The following is a 15,143-nucleotide window of genomic DNA, read 5'->3' on the forward strand; positions in this document are numbered from 1 at the left end:
ACCTGCTCCATGGGCACCTGCTCGTCGAGCACCAGCTCGTCTTCGTGCGAGCTTGCGACCGCATTGTCGAATTCATCGTCGAAGGCGGGTTCGGCGGCCGGCGCGGACGCATCGATGGCGGCAGTATTCTGTTCGGCCACGTCCGCCTCGTCGTCGACCAGTAAATCCTCATCGAGCGACGCGGCAAGCTCGTCGTTCCCAAGCTTGTTGTTCACTGCCAAATCGTCTTCGAAAGGCGACACGTCTTCGAGCGAACTGGCAAGCGCATCATCGAAATCGTCATCGAACGCAGCTTCAACAGCCGGCGCGGATGCTTCGGCAACACCAGAACGCGCGTCGTCGGCAGCAACGGCATGGGCGGGTTCGTCCGCCGCATCATCGTCCAGCAGGAAATCCTGTTCGAGCGACGCGGCAAGCTCGTCGGCCACGTCGGTGGCCTCGAAAGCCGGCTCGCGAATCTCGGTTGCGCCGTCGTTGTCGTCGGCGCCGAATTCGCCCATCAACTCCTTCTCGAGATCGATGTCGAAATCGCCCTCGTCCGCCGGCTGGCTGGCGGGGGCCGCCTTCGGCTGGGCCTGCGGCCTGACCGGCTGGCGCGGGTCGAACCCCATGATCCTGGTCAGTTCCGCGAACGGATCATCGTCGGCGATATCGTTTTGGGCGGCTGCTCTCAGCTGGGTTCTGTCTGCCATTATTGTTCCCGAACTCGCACTCATTCGGACGCCATGGACGTCGCGTGGGGTTGGCCCTTACCAGCGCAATGTGGGCAAAAGGTGACAGGTTTTTTAGTCAAACCTAACGCATTTCGGTGGGCGCATCGGCCCCGATCAGCATCAGGCCGGACGTCAAAACGTCCGAAACAGCCTGCACCAGCCCTAGTCTGGCATGCGTCAATTGTCGGTCGTTAACCTTAACAAAACGTAAGTCAGGATTTTCGGTGCCGCGGTTCCAATGTCCGTGGAAGCTGGAGGCGAGATCGTAGAGGTAGAATGCCAGCCGGTGCGGCTCGAGCGCAAGTGCCGCGGATTCAATCAGCCGCGGATATTCGGCAATCTTCCTGATCAGGCCGATCTCGCCTTCGTCGGTCAGCGAAGCGGTGGCGGCGGCCAGCCGATTGCGGTCGAAATTGGCCTCGCCCAACTGTTCGCTCGCCTGCCGGAACACCGAATGGCAGCGCGCCGAAGCGTACTGCACGTAGAACACCGGATTGTCCTTCGACTGCTCGGTCACCTTGGCGAAGTCGAAATCGAGCGGCGCATCGTTCTTGCGGTAGAGCATCATAAAGCGGATCGGATCGCGGCCGACCTCCTCCACCACTTCGCGCAGCGTCACAAAATCGCCCGACCGCTTCGACATGCGCACCGGTTCGCCCTCGCGAAAAAGCTTCACCAATTGGCAAAGCAGCACTGTAAGCTTCACCTCGTCGCCGGAAATCGCCCGGGCGAGCGCTTCCAGGCGCTTCACATAGCCGCCATGATCGGCGCCAAGCACATAGATCAGCTCGACGAAACCGCGATCGACCTTGTCCTTCAAATAGGCGACGTCCGCGGCGAAATAGGTGAAGGTGCCGTCCGACTTGACCAGCGCCCGGTCCATGTCGTCGCCGACCGCAGTCGAGCGGAACAGCGTCTGCTCGCGATCCTCCCACTCGTCCGGCTTCTCGCCCTTGGGCGGCGGCAGCTTGCCCTTGTAGATATGGCCCTTGAGCGTCAGGTCGTTGATGGCCGAACGGATTTTCCGGGCGTTGTCGGCGTGCAGGGTGCGCTCCGAGAAAAAGACGTCGTGATGCACATTGAGCAGCGCCAGATCCTCCCGGATCATGGCCATCATCGCATCGATCGTCCTGTCCTTGACGATCGCAAGCGCTTCCTCGTCGGGCATCTGCAGCAGGGAACGGTCGAATTCGCTGGCCAGCGCCTGGCCGACCGGCACCAGATAGTCGCCCGGATAAAGCCCGGCAGGAATCTCGCCGATATCGTCGCCGAGCGCCTCGCGGTAACGCAGCATGGCAGAACGGCCGAGCACGTCGATCTGCGAACCAGCGTCGTTGATGACATATTCCTTGGTCACGTCATAACCGGCGAAGGCCATCAGGTTGGCGAGCGCATCACCCACCACGGCGCCACGGCAATGGCCGACATGCATTGGTCCGGTAGGGTTGGCCGAGACATATTCGACATTGGCCTTCTTGCCGCCGCCGACCGTCGAGCGGCCGTAATTGCGGCCTTCGCCGAGCAGCGCGGTCAGATGCACCTGCCAGAACGCATCCTTGAGTCTGAGATTGACGAAGCCCGGACCGGCAACGTCCGCAGCGGCGATGTCGGAGTCGGCGCGCAGCGCCTGCGCCAGCCTTTCAGCCAGTGCGCGTGGCGACTGGCCGGTCGGCTTGGCCAGCACCATTGCCGCATTGGTCGCAAGGTCGCCATGGCTGGCGTCGCGCGGCGGCTCGACGGCGATGCGCGACAGGTCCAGCGGACTGCCGTCTTTGTCTTTCAAATCAAGTGCTTCGACAGCTCTGGTGATTCGCGCGTTGAAATCGGCGAAGATGTTCATTGGTGTAGCTCTGGGGTGTGGCTCTGGCAGCTTTGCAGGGATCCGGCTTATTGGCCGGCAAAATCGAGCTCGGCCTAGCTTAATTCAGGCGTATGGTCAAACAAACGGCGGTGTTCTTTCAAAGCGTAGGTATCCGTCATGCCCGCCAGGAAATCGGCGACGCTGCGCGCCTTGATGCGATCGTCGGCCCGGTCGAGCCCTTCGCGCCAGCCGTCGGGCATGGCGCGCGGATCGGCGAAATAGACCTCGAACAGGTCGTTGACGATCTGCTCGGCCTCGTTACGCACGCGCATGACCTCGCTGTGCCGGTAGAGATGCTTGTAGAGAAAGGCCTTCAATTCCTTTTCGAACGCGGCCATTTCGGCTGAAAAGGTCACCATCGTCTCGCCCGCCGCCCTTACCGCGTCGGCGCTGTCCGGCTTGATGCGGGCCAGATTGGCGGTGGTGGAAACGATGACATCCTCGACCATCATCGTGATCTGCCGCCGCATCAGTTCGTGCCCTGTCCTCACATCGTCCAGCGCCGGATAGCGCTGGCGCACGCCTTCGAGAATCGAGCCGGGCAGCGAGACCTTTTCCAGCATATCCAGCGTCAGGAAGCCGGATCTCAGGCCGTCGTCGATGTCATGGGTGTTGTAGGCGATGTCGTCGGCGATTGCCGCGCATTGCGCCTCGATGCCGGCGAAGCGGTCGAGTTCGAGGTCGTGCAGCTCCGAATAGTCGCGGATCGCTGGCGGCACCGGCCCCTTCAGACCCTTTCCGCTGGCGTCAGTCAGCGGTCCGTTGTGTTTTACCAGGCCCTCCAGCGTTTCCCAGGTGAGGTTCAGCCCGTCGAATTCGGCATAGCGGCTCTCCAGCCGCGTCACCACGCGCAGCGACTGCGCATTGTGATCGAAGCCGCCCCAGGCGATCATTTTCTCGTTCAGCGCGTCCTCGCCGGTATGGCCGAAGGGCGTGTGGCCGAAATCGTGCACCAGCGCCACCGCCTCGGCTAGGTCCTCGTCGCCGCGCAGCGCCCGCGCCAGGGCACGCGCTATCTGCGCCACCTCGATCGAATGCGTCAGCCGGGTGCGGTAATGATCGCCCTCATGCGCGACGAACACCTGCGTCTTGTGCTTCAGCCGGCGGAATGCCGTCGAATGGATGATGCGGTCGCGGTCGCGCTGGAATGGTGTGCGGGTCGGGCTCTCCACCTCGTCGAACAGCCGCCCGCGCGACTTCGCCGGATCGCAGGCATAGGCCGCGCGCGGCCGATAACCAAATCCGATGTCGCCCAACTCATTTGTCATCGCCGCTGCCGCAGTTGACTTGCCCCCTCGCGCTTCATACCTATCATGTGAAACCGAAAGCAAGGTGACGCCCATGGGCGCTGACGCCAAGACCGCTATGAAAGTCGAGATGACCGACGCCGCCGCAAGGCGGATCGCCAAGATTGTATCTGGCGAAGCCGGCAAGACGGCGTTGCGCGTTTCGGTCGAGGGCGGCGGCTGCTCCGGTTTTTCCTACAAGTTCGACCTGGTCGACACGCGCAACGATGACGACGTCGCCATCGAGAAAGACGGCGCAACCGTACTGATCGACGACCTCTCGCTGGCCTATATGGGTGGCTCGGTGATCGATTTCGTCGACGACTTGATGGGCCAGTCGTTCCAGATCAGGAACCCGAATGCGGTCGCCTCGTGCGGCTGCGGCACTAGTTTCAGTATTTAGAAATGCCTGCCATCGGCGCGGTCCGTCAGGTCGCGCTTTCAGCCGGGCGCGATCTCGATGCAACGCTGGCGTTCTGGCACGACGTGCTTGGCATGACGGTGCACGCGCGCTTCGATCCGCCCGGCATCGCCTTCATCATGGCCGGCGACGTGCGGCTGCTGTTCACCGATGGCCTGCCGGCCGGCACCGTCTATCTCGACGTATCGGGCCTCGACGATTTCTACGCCTCAGCAAAAGCCGCCGGTGTCCCCTTCACCGCGCCGCCGATGCTCGTCCATCGCGACACCGAGGGCCTGTTCGGGCCGGCGGGCGAAAGCGAATGGATGGCCTTCCTAAAGGACCCGGCAGGCAATACGATCGGCCTCGTCGAACGTCATCCGCCGGAACAGCAATGAGGCCGTCATGAAAATCGTCACCTGGAACATCAACGGCGTTCGGGCCCGCATCGGCAATTTGACCCATTGGCTGACGGAAAGCGCGCCTGATATCGCCTGCCTGCAGGAGATCAAGACTGTCGACGAGCAGTTTCCGCGCGCGGAGATCGAGGCGCTCGGCTACAACGTTGAAATATATGGCCAAAAAGGTTTTAACGGCGTCGCCATCCTGTCGAAGCTGCGCTTCGACGAGGTCATCAGAGGCTTGCCGGGTGACGACACCGACGAGCAGGCGCGTTTCATCGAGGGCGTGTTCTCGACCGACGAGGGCGCGTTGCGCGTTGCCTCGCTCTACTTGCCGAACGGCAACCCGATCAATGACGAGAAGAAGTTCTCCTACAAGCTTTCCTGGATGGCGCGGCTGGAGCGCTGGGCCGAGGAACGGCTCCTGCTCGAAGAGGCGCTGGTGCTGGCCGGGGATTACAATGTCATCCCCGAATACATCGACGCGAAATTCCCGGAGAACTGGCTGAGCGACGCGCTGTTCCAGCCGCAGACGAGACAGGCGTTCCGCCGGCTGAAGAATCTCGGCTTCACCGAAGCCGTGCGCGCGGTCACCGACGCGCCGGACATCTTTACTTTCTGGGATTATCAGGCCGGCGCCTGGCAGAAGAACAACGGCATCCGCATCGATCACTTGCTGCTCTCGCCCGAAGCCGCCAACCGCTTTTCCTCGGCCTCGATCGAAAAGCATGTGCGTGCCTGGGAAAAACCCTCCGACCATGTGCCGGTGGCCGTCGAACTGGCTTTCGCGCCAATCTGATCATTTCGAGGCTCGGACCGCCGGATTCCCGGTTGATGGACCGTCATATCGCCACAATCGGGGTTTCCGCTGCAATCCGGGTTCGGCCGGGGTTCAAGATGACGATCAGATTTGCGCTTTGCCCATGTGCCGCCGCGCTCGCCCTCGCGGCGACGCCGGCTTTTGCCGATCCTGAATGCCTGGCCAACGGAAAATCCTTCCAGATCGGCCAAGTCGCCTGTCTGACGCTGTCCGGCCGGAGCCATCTCGCCCGCTGCGACATGGTGCTCAACAACACGTCATGGACAAAGATTCGGGACGAATGCCCGCGAACGACGCTGGCGCCGTCGGCCACGCCAATTTCAAAACCGGAGTCCGGCCTCGTTCCGACGGAACCCACCGAGAACTGATCTTGGCTGTCCGACTTGATTTTTCGAAGTAGCCAGTCTTCCTGACTTATTAGCTTCCTCACTTCGGCTTCGTGGCTACTGGCTTCGTGGCTACTGGTCGCCGCCGCCCTTGGTGAGGATGTCGTCGGCCAGCGAAATCGCGGTGCGGCGGTCGGCCTCGCCCGCGGCGGCAAATGCCTCTTCCTGCATGCCGCGTATCCATGGCTGGTCGGAAGGTGAGGCCCGTTCGAGCGCCGCGGTCATCATCGCCAGCCCCCGAACGATCTTACCGCTCTGGAAAAGCAGATGGCCGAGCGTTGCCTGCGCGCCGGCATGGCCCTTTTCCGCGGCGAGTTGGAACCAGCGTCCGGCCTGCTTGATGCTGGCCTTGACGCCGCCCTTGCCATTCAGGAAGATCTGGCCCATCTCGAACTGGGCATTCGGGTTGCGGTAATTGGCGGCGGCGCGCATGTAATATTCCTGGGCCGCCACCTCGTTCTCTGTGATGGGGCTGCCGGGGATGCCCTTCCTCAAATAGTCGCCGAGCGCCACGAGCGCGTCCGACACATAGCTCTCTTCCGGCGAACCGGGCTCGACGTCCTGGTCGGCGATCTCGCTGAAGAACTTGAACGCCGCATAGTCGTCGCGCTCCACGCCGTCACCCTCGGCATACATGCGCGCAAGCTTCCAGGTGGCGCCGATCTGGCCATTTTCGGCCGCGTATTTGTAAGCCTCCGCGGCTTGCTCCTTGCGGCCGTTCTTATAGGCGGAGAAGCCGAACTGAAACACCGCCCACGGGCTGGACTGCGGCTTCACGCCGGTCTTGTCGTCGAACACCTTGTCGTCGAAGGCCATGGCTTGGCCTGCGGCGCCCAAGGTCGCGCCAAAAGTGGCGATCGCGACCAGTGCCGAAAGGACAGACAACCTCAGCAACTCAGATATCCGCATAACAATGTGTTTCTTTCGCACCACCGGGATGGGTGACCGCGCCGTCGCGGGCAGGCCCTACCGTTTGTGCATATTTCCAGATCGCGCCCGACTGATAGTCGGTCGCGCGAGCCTTCCATGTCTTCGCCCTAGCCGCCAGTTCGGTGTCGGACAGCGCCACCTCGATCGTGCCGTTCACCGCGTCGATCGAGATCAAATCGCCATCCCTGAGCAGCCCGATCGGACCACCCACGGCGGCTTCCGGCCCGACATGGCCGATGCAGAAGCCGCGTGTCGCGCCCGAAAAACGTCCGTCGGTGATGAGAGCCACCTTGCCGCCCATGCCCTGGCCATAGAGCGCCGCCGTCGTCGATAGCATTTCGCGCATGCCCGGACCGCCGCGCGGACCCTCGTAGCGGATGACGAGGACCTCGCCTTCGCTGTAGCTGCGATCCGTAACCGCCTCGAAACATTCCTCTTCCGAATCGAAACAGCGCGCCGGACCAGAGAATTTCAGCTCCGACATGCCCGCGACCTTCACGATCGCGCCGTCGGGGGCAAGGTTTCCCTTCAAGCCCACGACGCCACCCGTTTGGGTGATTGGTCGGTTGGCGGGACGGACCACATCCTGGCTATCATTCCACGCAACGTGCTCCATATTTTCGGCTAAAGTGCGGCCGGTCACCGTCAGGCAGTCGCCATGCAGATAGCCGTGATCGAGCAACGTCTTCATCAAGAGCGGAATGCCGCCGGCCTCGAACATGTCCTTGGCGACATATTTGCCGCCCGGCTTCAGGTCGGCGATGTAGGGCGTCTTCTCGAAGATCCTGGCCACGTCGAAGAGGTCGAACTTTATCCCCGCCTCATGCGCGATCGCCGGCAAATGCAGCGCTGCGTTGGTCGAGCCGCCGGTGGCCGAAACCACGGTTGCCGCATTCTCCAGCGCCTTCAGCGTGACGATGTCGCGCGGGCGGATATTCTTTGCGATCAGCTCCATGATCTTTTCGCCGGAGGCGAAATTGAAGCGGTCGCGCATCTCGTAGGGCGCCGGCGCCCCGCAGGAATATGGCAGCGCCAGGCCGATGGCCTCGGCGACGGTGGCCATGGTGTTGGCGGTGAACTGGGCGCCGCAAGAGCCGGCCGACGGACAAGCGGCTTGTTCGATTTCGAGGAGCTCGGCGTCGCCGATCGTGCCGACCGAGTGCTGGCCGACGGCCTCGAACACATCCTGCACGGTGATCTGCCGGCCCTTGTAGGAACCGGGCAGTATCGAGCCGCCATAGATGAAGATCGACGGCACGTTGAGCCGCACCATGGCCATCATCATGCCGGGCAGCGACTTGTCGCAACCGGCAAGGCCGACCAGCGCATCGTAGCAATGACCGCGCATGGTGAGTTCGACCGAATCGGCGATGACCTCGCGCGACACCAGTGACGATTTCATGCCCTGGTGGCCCATGGCGATGCCGTCCGTGACGGTGATGGTGCAGAATTCGCGCGGCGTGCCGTTCGCCGCGGCGACGCCCTTCTTGACCACCTGCGCCTGGCGCATCAGCGAGATGTTGCACGGTGCCGCCTCGTTCCAGCAGCTCGCGACGCCGACCAGCGGCTGCGCGATCTCGGCCGCCGACAACCCCATCGCATAGAGATAGGAGCGGTGCGGCGCGCGCGCTGGACCGACGGTCACATAGCGGCTGGGCAGCTTGGCCTTTGAGATGACTCTGGCGTTCATACTCTTCCTTGCCGCGGTGGGTGCGACCTGCCCCATTGCCGAGCCTCTTTGGGCACGTGTTCCGAGACAAATTCGAGTGCGCCGGGTTTATGGCGGGAAATAGGCAATCTCCCCGGGCGTCCTTGTGGTGCGAGGGTTGCTCAGAAACTGTTGCCAAAACGTCACAATCGCAGGAGGCAGAGGGATGCCACGTTTTGCAACGCCGCCTGCATGTCAGGAAAGCCGCTCGAACAAAAAGGCCGGGCAATGCCCGGCCTTTTTGCTATTGAAAACCTATATTTAGAACTTGACCTTAACCAATGCTGAGCCGGCAAGGAGCAGATCGTCGTCGTATGTGTAGGTGATGGCATTTGCCGTGTCGCCAACACCGGTGAAGGTCGACGACCCACTGGTCAGAACACCGATCGAACCACCAAGTCTGACCTCGATCTTGTCGTTCGGCGAATAAGAAATGCCGCTGGCCACGGACCATGTGTCCGACTGATAGCCGGAGGTCGTCGAGGTTCCACGATCCCAGGTCAGCGAAACCGCGCCAGACAATTGGTCGGAAAACTTGTGAGCTATGCCGCCCGAAACCGTCCAGCCGTCGCGATAAAGCAGGTCGAAAGAAACGGGCGAGGGAGCGCCGGTCACCGGGCTGCGCACGCCATTGATGGGAATGACGCCAAGCCTGCTCCATTCCTGCCAGCGGATGGAACCAAAGGCCAGCCAGCCAGGCGCTATACCGCTCTGCAGCTTGAGTTCCACGGCTTGGGGTATCTCGGCCGAGGCGGAGACAGGGAAGACCCCGGTAGCGCCTGGAATCAGATCCGCCGGAAAGGCGCCCCTAAAACCGGTCGTGTCGACGGTTCCCGACAGTTCGTCATATTTGTAGCTCGAGGAGTACATCAGGCTTCCGCGCAAGGCGATTTCGGGAATTTCATAGGCGGCACCAACACGCCAGCCCCACGCCTCGTCAGAAAGCTGGAACTTGCCGATCCCGGTATTGCCGAAGGCCAGCAAGGTCTGCCGCGACAGGAACGCATCGACCTCCTGGTAGGAGACGCCGCCGATGAACCGCATCGAGCCCTTGCCGACATTTACCTTGTAGGAGCAGGTAAGGCCGAAATCATTTGTTTTGACGTAGTATTCGACCGCCGTTGGCGAATAGGCGTTGTTCATTCCGAAGTCTGCCTCCGCACCATACGGTTCCGTATAGGTCGCAAGGCAATCCACTGGTTCAAAGAGGTTGGCCTTGATACCGATGCGCGGCACCGCATAGTCGCCACCAACGTCCACTGACGAAGACGACAATCCCGAGCCATCCAGGCGCTGAACATTCTTCAGCGTACGCTGTGGCGAAACATAGGTGACTCCGGCATCGACCGAATATGGCGCGGCATCGAACAACTGGTCGATGTTGACACCACCCCGGTCGAAGCCGCCTGCATTCGCAACGCCCGAAATCAACAGCGAAAAGCACCCCGTCCCCAGCAGCGCTTTCAGACGCAAATTGTTCATGAATCTCCTCCCAAATACGAATGGGATCAAGCTAGAACCAATTCAGGTTAACGGCGCAACAACGAATTCCCGATGCGTACATGTACGCCTTCGCCGACCGCATTTTAGACAAAGTGACAGCTTTCCTCTCAAAGCCGGAAAACGGCCCGTTTGGTTGCAAATCGACAAAAAATTCAGAAAACTTGCGTGAAACGAGACCAAAACGTCCCGTTTTGCGAAGACGATGCCACATTGTTACATTATGGCAACAATGGGGCTAAAACATTCCGTTTACGTCAAGATTTACGCTGCGGAATGCCTGTTTTCGCGGCAGGAAGCCGTCCGAAAAGCAAGCTCGCAGGACTCGCGGATCCTGAGCATCGGACCCAAAAGCGGAAGCCGGTTTTGGTCAATCCGAACCTCAGCCAGTTCGATTCTCAAACACCAGAAGAAGTCAACCGGCTTCGCGCACTCGTGTCAGCGCCACCGAAAGCCTTTCTTGCGCCTCGCGATACTCGGCAAGTTTTTCGCGCTCGGCTTCCACTACATCTTCGGGCGCGTTGGCGACGAATTTCTCGTTGGACAGCTTCTTGTGCAGGCGGGCGATCTCCTCGGTCACCTTGACCAGTTCCTTCTGCAGCCGCGCCGCCTCGGCGGTAAGATCGATCAGGCTGCCGAGCGGCAGACAGATGGTCGCCTCGTTGAGCACGATCTGGGCGGAGCCCTTGGGCGCCGTATCGACCAGCGAGATGTCGCCGACCCGCGCCAGTCGCTTGATGGCCGATGCCTGTCGCTCAAGCCTTTCGTGGGTCGCGGTATTAGCGCCGATCACCATCAGGGGCGCGATCGCGGCCGGCGGCACGTTCATCTCCGAGCGTACGGAGCGGATGCCTGAGACGAGATCGACCAGCCAGTTGATGTCGGCGGCCGCTGCCTCATCCTCGAAGTCGGGCGACGGCCACGCGGCATGGCAAAGCAGCGACGGCCGTTCCTTGCCCTCGCCGGCCGTCTCAGCCCACAGTTCTTCGGTCATGAATGGCATCATCGGATGCAGCAGCTTGTAGATCTCGTCGAGCACGAAGGCGACACAAGCCCGGCTTTCGGCCTTGGCAGCCTCATCCGTGCCCATGAACACCGGCTTCAGCAGTTCGAGGTACCAGTCGCAGAACAGGTTCCAGACGAAGCGGTAGGCCGCACCTGCAGCCTCGTTGAACCGGTATGAGGTGATGCCATCGGTGATTTCGCGCGAGGCGCGGGTCAGTTCGGTCAGGATCCAGCGGTTGACCGCCAGCTTGGCGTCGTTCAGCCAGAACTCGTCGTTCCTCGCGACGTCGTTCATCTCGGCAAAGCGCGTCGCGTTCCACAGCTTGGTGCCGAAGTTGCGGTAGCCGGCGATGCGGGCCGGATCGAGCTTCACGTCGCGTCCTTGCGCGGCCATCACCGTCAGCGTGAAGCGCAGCGCGTCGGCGCCGTATTCATCGATGAGATCGAGCGGGTCGATGACGTTGCCTTTCGACTTCGACATCTTCTGCCCGTTCTTGTCGCGCACCAGCGCATGGACATAGACGGTGTGGAACGGCTCTTCGTCCATGAAGTGCAGGCCCATCATCATCATGCGGGCGACCCAGAAGAAGATGATGTCGAAGCCGGTCACCAGCACGTCGGTCTGGTAGTAGGTTTTCAGCTCCGGCGTCTGGTCCGGCCAGCCAAGCGTCGAGAACGGCCACAGCGCCGACGAGAACCATGTGTCGAGCACATCCTCGTCGCGGGTCAGGATCTCGCCCGGCTTGAAGTTCTCGAGCTTGTCCTCGACCCAGGCCTTCCAAGGCCCTTCCAGCGCCAGATAATATTCGACGGCGGCCGCGAGCGCCTCCTCTTCGGTCTTCTCGACGAAGACGCGCCCATCCGGTCCGTACCAGGCCGGGATCTGGTGACCCCACCAGAGCTGGCGCGAAATGCACCAGGGCTGGATGTTCTCCATCCAGTCGAAATAGGTCTTTTCCCAGTTTTTCGGCACGAAATTGGTGCGGCCCTCGCGCACCGCACGAATAGCCGGTTTGGCGAGGTCCGCCGCGTTCGCATACCATTGTTCGGTCAGGAACGGTTCGATCGGCACGCCGCCGCGATCGCCATGCGGCACCGCATGGCGATGCGGCTCGACCTTTTCGAGGAAACCGCCCGCCTCCATCAGCTCGACGATCTTTTTGCGCGCGACGAAACGATCGAGGCCGTTGAGTTCATGCCAGACGGCCTGGCGCTCGGGCGTCACCTCCAGCCCGGCAAGAAAGTCGTCATTGTCCGTGAGGGTGACCGCCGCCTCTACGGTGAGGATATTGATCGCCGGCAGCTTATGGCGCCTGCCGACCTCGAAGTCGTTGAAGTCGTGCGCCGGCGTGATCTTGACCGCGCCGCTGCCTTTCTCCGGATCGGAATATTGGTCCGCCACCACCGGGATCTTGCGGCCGACGATCGGCAGGACGAGGTTCTTGCCGACCAGATGCCGAAAACGCTCGTCGTCGGGATGCACCGCCACCGCCGTATCGCCCAGCATCGTCTCGGGGCGTGTCGTTGCCACGGCGATGAAGGTTTTAGGATTTTCCGGATCGAAAACCTCGCCCTCGACGGGGTAGCGGAAATGCCAGAGGTTGCCGTTGACCTCCTGCTGTTCGACCTCGAGGTCGGAAATCGCAGTCAGGAGCTTCGGGTCCCAATTGACAAGGCGCTTGTCCTTGTAGATCAGGCCTTCCTTGTAGAGCGTGACGAACACTTCGAGCACCGCCTTGGATAGGCCCTCGTCCATGGTGAAACGTTCTCGGCTCCAGTCGGCCGAGGCCCCCAGTCGCTTCAACTGGTTGAAGATCGCGCCGCCGGATTCAGCCTTCCACTCCCAGACTTTCTCGATGAACTCGTCGCGCGTCAGGTCGCGGCGGTGGATCTGCTTCTCCATAAGCTGGCGCTCGACCACCATCTGCGTGGCGATGCCGGCGTGGTCCATGCCGGGCTGCCACAGCACGTTCTTGCCGCGCATGCGCTCGAAGCGCACCAGAATGTCCTGCAGCGTGTTGTTGAGCGCATGGCCCATATGCAGCGAGCCGGTGACGTTCGGTGGCGGGATGACGATGGTGAAGGCTTCCGCGCCCTCCTCGGCGCCCGCGCCGGCACGAAACGCGTCGGCCTCCTCCCAGATTTTGGCGATCTTCGGCTCGACGATTTTAGCGTCGTAGGTTTTTTCGAGCATGGAAAGGCGTCCGAGCTGTCGGGTTTTTGCTGGTCCGGTGTAAATCGGAAGGTCCTGGCCAAGTCAACCGCGAGGCGGCAGGCGAGCGGGCTCGCCTGCCATACAGATAGATCTGACAAGATCACTGGCAATGCCACTGCCGAGGCCGTAGGCATTACATCGCACATCAACAAAACGCCGCCAGCGGCGGCGTTCCACCATCCGCCGACCGTCGGAATTGTTACTGCGCGCCGCGCGCCACGCGCTCGATTTCCTCGCGCACCAGCCGCTCGACCAGCGTCGGCAGATTGTTGTCCAGCCAGTCCTGCAGCATGGGCCTGAGCATCTCCTCGGCCATCTCGTCGAAGGTTTTCTTGCTGCGGCTGGCGAACGCATCGGAAAGCTCGCCGAAGGCGGCGGCGACCTGCCGGCCCGTGTGTTCGGAAAGGATCGCCGGACGAGTGGACGGTGCCTCGCTTGTCGCCGGGCGCGCAAACGCGCTACGCGGCGGCGCCGGCTCGAAAGCGGGTTCGGCCGCGTCCTCGAAAACCTCGGCCTTCGGTTCGGCGTCCGGCGTCCGTCTCACCTCGGCCCTGTCTGGATTGGCCGCGGTCCTCGCTTCGCCTACTGAGGCGATCTCACGCCGCCAATCGGCGACGATGCTGTCGGTCGTCTCCGCAACCCTTGCCGTCGCAGGCGCATCCGGCTCCGGCTTGGCGGCCGGTTCGGCTGCAATCCTGGCACCAGCAGGCGGCACGGTCGCTCTGACTGGAGTCGGGTCGGAACGAACCGGCGGCTCCATACGTGCGATGACCGGCTCGGCGGCCGACGGTGGCGCCTGCACCTCGGTCAGCGTGACCGGCCTCCTGGCGTCCAATCCCGGACGCAACTCGGCGCGAAACGCACCCGCCTCCGGTGGCGCCCCGCCTACCTCCGGCGGCGCCCCGCCTGCCGCCGGTGGCGCCCCGCCTACCGCCGGTGCCGGCACGGCAACCGACGCTAAATCCTGCAGCAGGTCGTCCGCTTCGTCCGGCTGCTTGCGGCCGGTATCGTTGTCCTCGATGATCCTCCTGATGGAAGCCAGTATCTCCTCCATGGAAGGTTCGCGCTGTACGCTGCTTGCTGTCGCCATCGTCACATCCGCCGCCCTTGTGACTCGTTGCAGATTTCCAGTCCGGCCAAAGCCGGATTCGAATCATGGCAACAGCGTAACCGACGGATCGCCTTACGAGAATCCCCAATCTGAGGGCGCGTTGGATTTCAACAGATTAGAGCCCGCGCGTTCCTTTGAACGGCGGGCTCTATGCCTTGAAACTGGGCCGAATTGAAACTGGTGGAGCGATCAGCGGCCGTCTGGCGTGCGCAGGCCGATCCACTTGTCCTTGACCGCATTGTAATGCTCTTCGGGTCTGTATTTCGTCACCTGAAGGGCGAGACGATCGACCGAAAGACGACCGATCGCCGAGAGGATGGCATAGCTCGCCACCACCAAATCGCGTTCGGAACTGGCCTGGTTGATCTTGGCCGTGATGAGGGTGGCCTGGGCGTTGAGAACGTCGAGCGTGGTGCGCTGGCCGACATTGCGCTCCTCGATGACGCCGCTCAAGGCAAGCTGCGCGGCGGCGATCACCTGCCTGTTGGCCACCACGGTTTGCTGGGCGGCGATGTATTGCGTCCACGCCGAGGTCACGGCTTGCCGCACGGTGTCGCGGCTTACATCGACCTCGATCCGGGCCTGGCTGAGCGATTCCTTGTTCTGGCGCACTATCGCCGACGTCCGCCCGCCCGAATAGATCGGTATAGTCAACGTCGCACCGATGCTGGCCGAATTGGTCTTACCATCCTGCCCCGTATCGGCAGAGCCCGGGGCCGTCCTGCGAAAGGCGCTGGAAACGCCGGCGGAAGCCGAAAGCTGCGGCAGCAGCGCGCCTTCGGCCGATTTCACCGTAAACGCCGCCGC

Annotated in this window: 12 protein-coding genes and 1 pseudogene; 4 read left to right on the forward strand and 9 right to left on the reverse strand. The window is 62.1% G+C overall.

Annotated features, from left to right (window positions below; genetic code table 11):
* The 3 genes and pseudogenes from EOA78_RS31570 to EOA78_RS31580 all read right to left on the reverse strand — a co-directional run.
* Nucleotides 1–692 (reverse strand): annotated as a pseudogene (locus EOA78_RS31570) (SPOR domain-containing protein); the annotation flags it as partial.
* A 103-nt stretch (nt 693–795) separates the two neighbouring features.
* Nucleotides 796–2,553, reverse strand: coding sequence for an arginine--tRNA ligase (argS, locus tag EOA78_RS31575; RefSeq protein ID WP_127319219.1), 1,758 nt, complete (start codon nt 2,551–2,553; stop codon nt 796–798).
* A gap of 74 nt (nt 2,554–2,627) precedes the next feature.
* A complete protein-coding gene (locus EOA78_RS31580; RefSeq protein WP_127319221.1) occupies nt 2,628–3,842 on the reverse strand; it encodes a deoxyguanosinetriphosphate triphosphohydrolase in 1,215 nt (404 codons plus the stop codon).
* A gap of 73 nt (nt 3,843–3,915) precedes the next feature.
* Here EOA78_RS31580 and erpA point away from each other — a divergent pair, with 73 nt between their 5' ends.
* From erpA to EOA78_RS31600, 4 genes are all read left to right on the forward strand, one after another.
* Nucleotides 3,916–4,263 carry an iron-sulfur cluster insertion protein ErpA gene (gene erpA, locus EOA78_RS31585; RefSeq protein WP_127319223.1) on the forward strand — a complete coding sequence of 116 codons (348 nt, stop codon included), beginning with the start codon at nt 3,916–3,918 and terminating at the stop codon, nt 4,261–4,263.
* Nucleotides 4,264–4,265: 2 nt separating this feature from the next.
* On the forward strand, nt 4,266–4,658 hold the full coding sequence (locus EOA78_RS31590) for a VOC family protein (protein ID WP_127319225.1): 393 nt from the start codon (nt 4,266–4,268) through the stop codon (nt 4,656–4,658).
* Between the two features lie 7 nt (nt 4,659–4,665).
* The gene (gene xth / locus EOA78_RS31595; RefSeq protein ID WP_127319227.1) at nt 4,666–5,460 is read left to right on the forward strand and encodes an exodeoxyribonuclease III; all 795 of its coding nucleotides are present in this window, start codon (nt 4,666–4,668) and stop codon (nt 5,458–5,460) included.
* Nucleotides 5,461–5,558: 98 nt separating this feature from the next.
* Nucleotides 5,559–5,849, forward strand: coding sequence for a hypothetical protein (locus EOA78_RS31600; RefSeq protein ID WP_127319229.1), 291 nt, complete (start codon nt 5,559–5,561; stop codon nt 5,847–5,849).
* A gap of 90 nt (nt 5,850–5,939) precedes the next feature.
* Here the strand turns inward: EOA78_RS31600 and EOA78_RS31605 are convergent, their stop codons facing one another.
* From EOA78_RS31605 to EOA78_RS31630, 6 genes are all read right to left on the reverse strand, one after another.
* Nucleotides 5,940–6,776 (reverse strand): tetratricopeptide repeat protein, encoded by an 837-nt coding sequence (locus tag EOA78_RS31605; RefSeq protein WP_127319231.1) that lies wholly within the window; start codon nt 6,774–6,776, stop codon nt 5,940–5,942.
* Complete coding sequence (gene ilvD, locus EOA78_RS31610) at nt 6,763–8,487, reverse strand: dihydroxy-acid dehydratase (RefSeq protein ID WP_127319233.1); 1,725 nt, start codon at nt 8,485–8,487, stop codon at nt 6,763–6,765. The genes EOA78_RS31605 and ilvD overlap by 14 nt, the downstream gene beginning before the upstream one ends.
* 279 nt (nt 8,488–8,766) lie before the next feature.
* On the reverse strand, nt 8,767–9,987 hold the full coding sequence (locus EOA78_RS31615; protein WP_127319236.1) for an outer membrane protein transport protein: 1,221 nt from the start codon (nt 9,985–9,987) through the stop codon (nt 8,767–8,769).
* 433 nt (nt 9,988–10,420) lie between these two features.
* A complete protein-coding gene (locus EOA78_RS31620) occupies nt 10,421–13,204 on the reverse strand; it encodes a valine--tRNA ligase (protein WP_127319238.1) in 2,784 nt (927 codons plus the stop codon).
* Nucleotides 13,205–13,424: 220 nt separating this feature from the next.
* Nucleotides 13,425–14,315 (reverse strand): PopZ family protein, encoded by an 891-nt coding sequence (locus EOA78_RS31625; RefSeq protein WP_127319240.1) that lies wholly within the window; start codon nt 14,313–14,315, stop codon nt 13,425–13,427.
* Nucleotides 14,316–14,525: 210 nt separating this feature from the next.
* Nucleotides 14,526–15,143 (reverse strand): TolC family protein (locus EOA78_RS31630; RefSeq protein ID WP_164784018.1); only part of this gene is annotated, 618 nt, incomplete at its 5' end.

Origin of the sequence: Mesorhizobium sp. M5C.F.Cr.IN.023.01.1.1, from assembly GCF_003997585.1 — a bacterium.
Lineage (GTDB): Bacteria > Pseudomonadota > Alphaproteobacteria > Rhizobiales > Rhizobiaceae > Mesorhizobium > Mesorhizobium wenxiniae.

Coding starts and splice junctions, on each gene's coding strand:
- EOA78_RS31590 (WP_127319225.1), top strand. CDS start 4,266: ATGCCTGCCATCGGCGCGGTCCGTCAGGTCGCGCTTTCAGCCGGGCGC.
- EOA78_RS31580 (WP_127319221.1), bottom strand. CDS start 3,842: ATGACAAATGAGTTGGGCGACATCGGATTTGGTTATCGGCCGCGCGCG.
- argS (WP_127319219.1), bottom strand. CDS start 2,553: ATGAACATCTTCGCCGATTTCAACGCGCGAATCACCAGAGCTGTCGAA.
- xth (WP_127319227.1), top strand. CDS start 4,666: ATGAAAATCGTCACCTGGAACATCAACGGCGTTCGGGCCCGCATCGGC.
- erpA (WP_127319223.1), top strand. CDS start 3,916: ATGGGCGCTGACGCCAAGACCGCTATGAAAGTCGAGATGACCGACGCC.
- EOA78_RS31600 (WP_127319229.1), top strand. CDS start 5,559: ATGACGATCAGATTTGCGCTTTGCCCATGTGCCGCCGCGCTCGCCCTC.
- EOA78_RS31605 (WP_127319231.1), bottom strand. CDS start 6,776: ATGCGGATATCTGAGTTGCTGAGGTTGTCTGTCCTTTCGGCACTGGTC.
- EOA78_RS31615 (WP_127319236.1), bottom strand. CDS start 9,987: ATGAACAATTTGCGTCTGAAAGCGCTGCTGGGGACGGGGTGCTTTTCG.
- EOA78_RS31620 (WP_127319238.1), bottom strand. CDS start 13,204: ATGCTCGAAAAAACCTACGACGCTAAAATCGTCGAGCCGAAGATCGCC.
- EOA78_RS31625 (WP_127319240.1), bottom strand. CDS start 14,315: ATGGCGACAGCAAGCAGCGTACAGCGCGAACCTTCCATGGAGGAGATA.
- ilvD (WP_127319233.1), bottom strand. CDS start 8,487: ATGAACGCCAGAGTCATCTCAAAGGCCAAGCTGCCCAGCCGCTATGTG.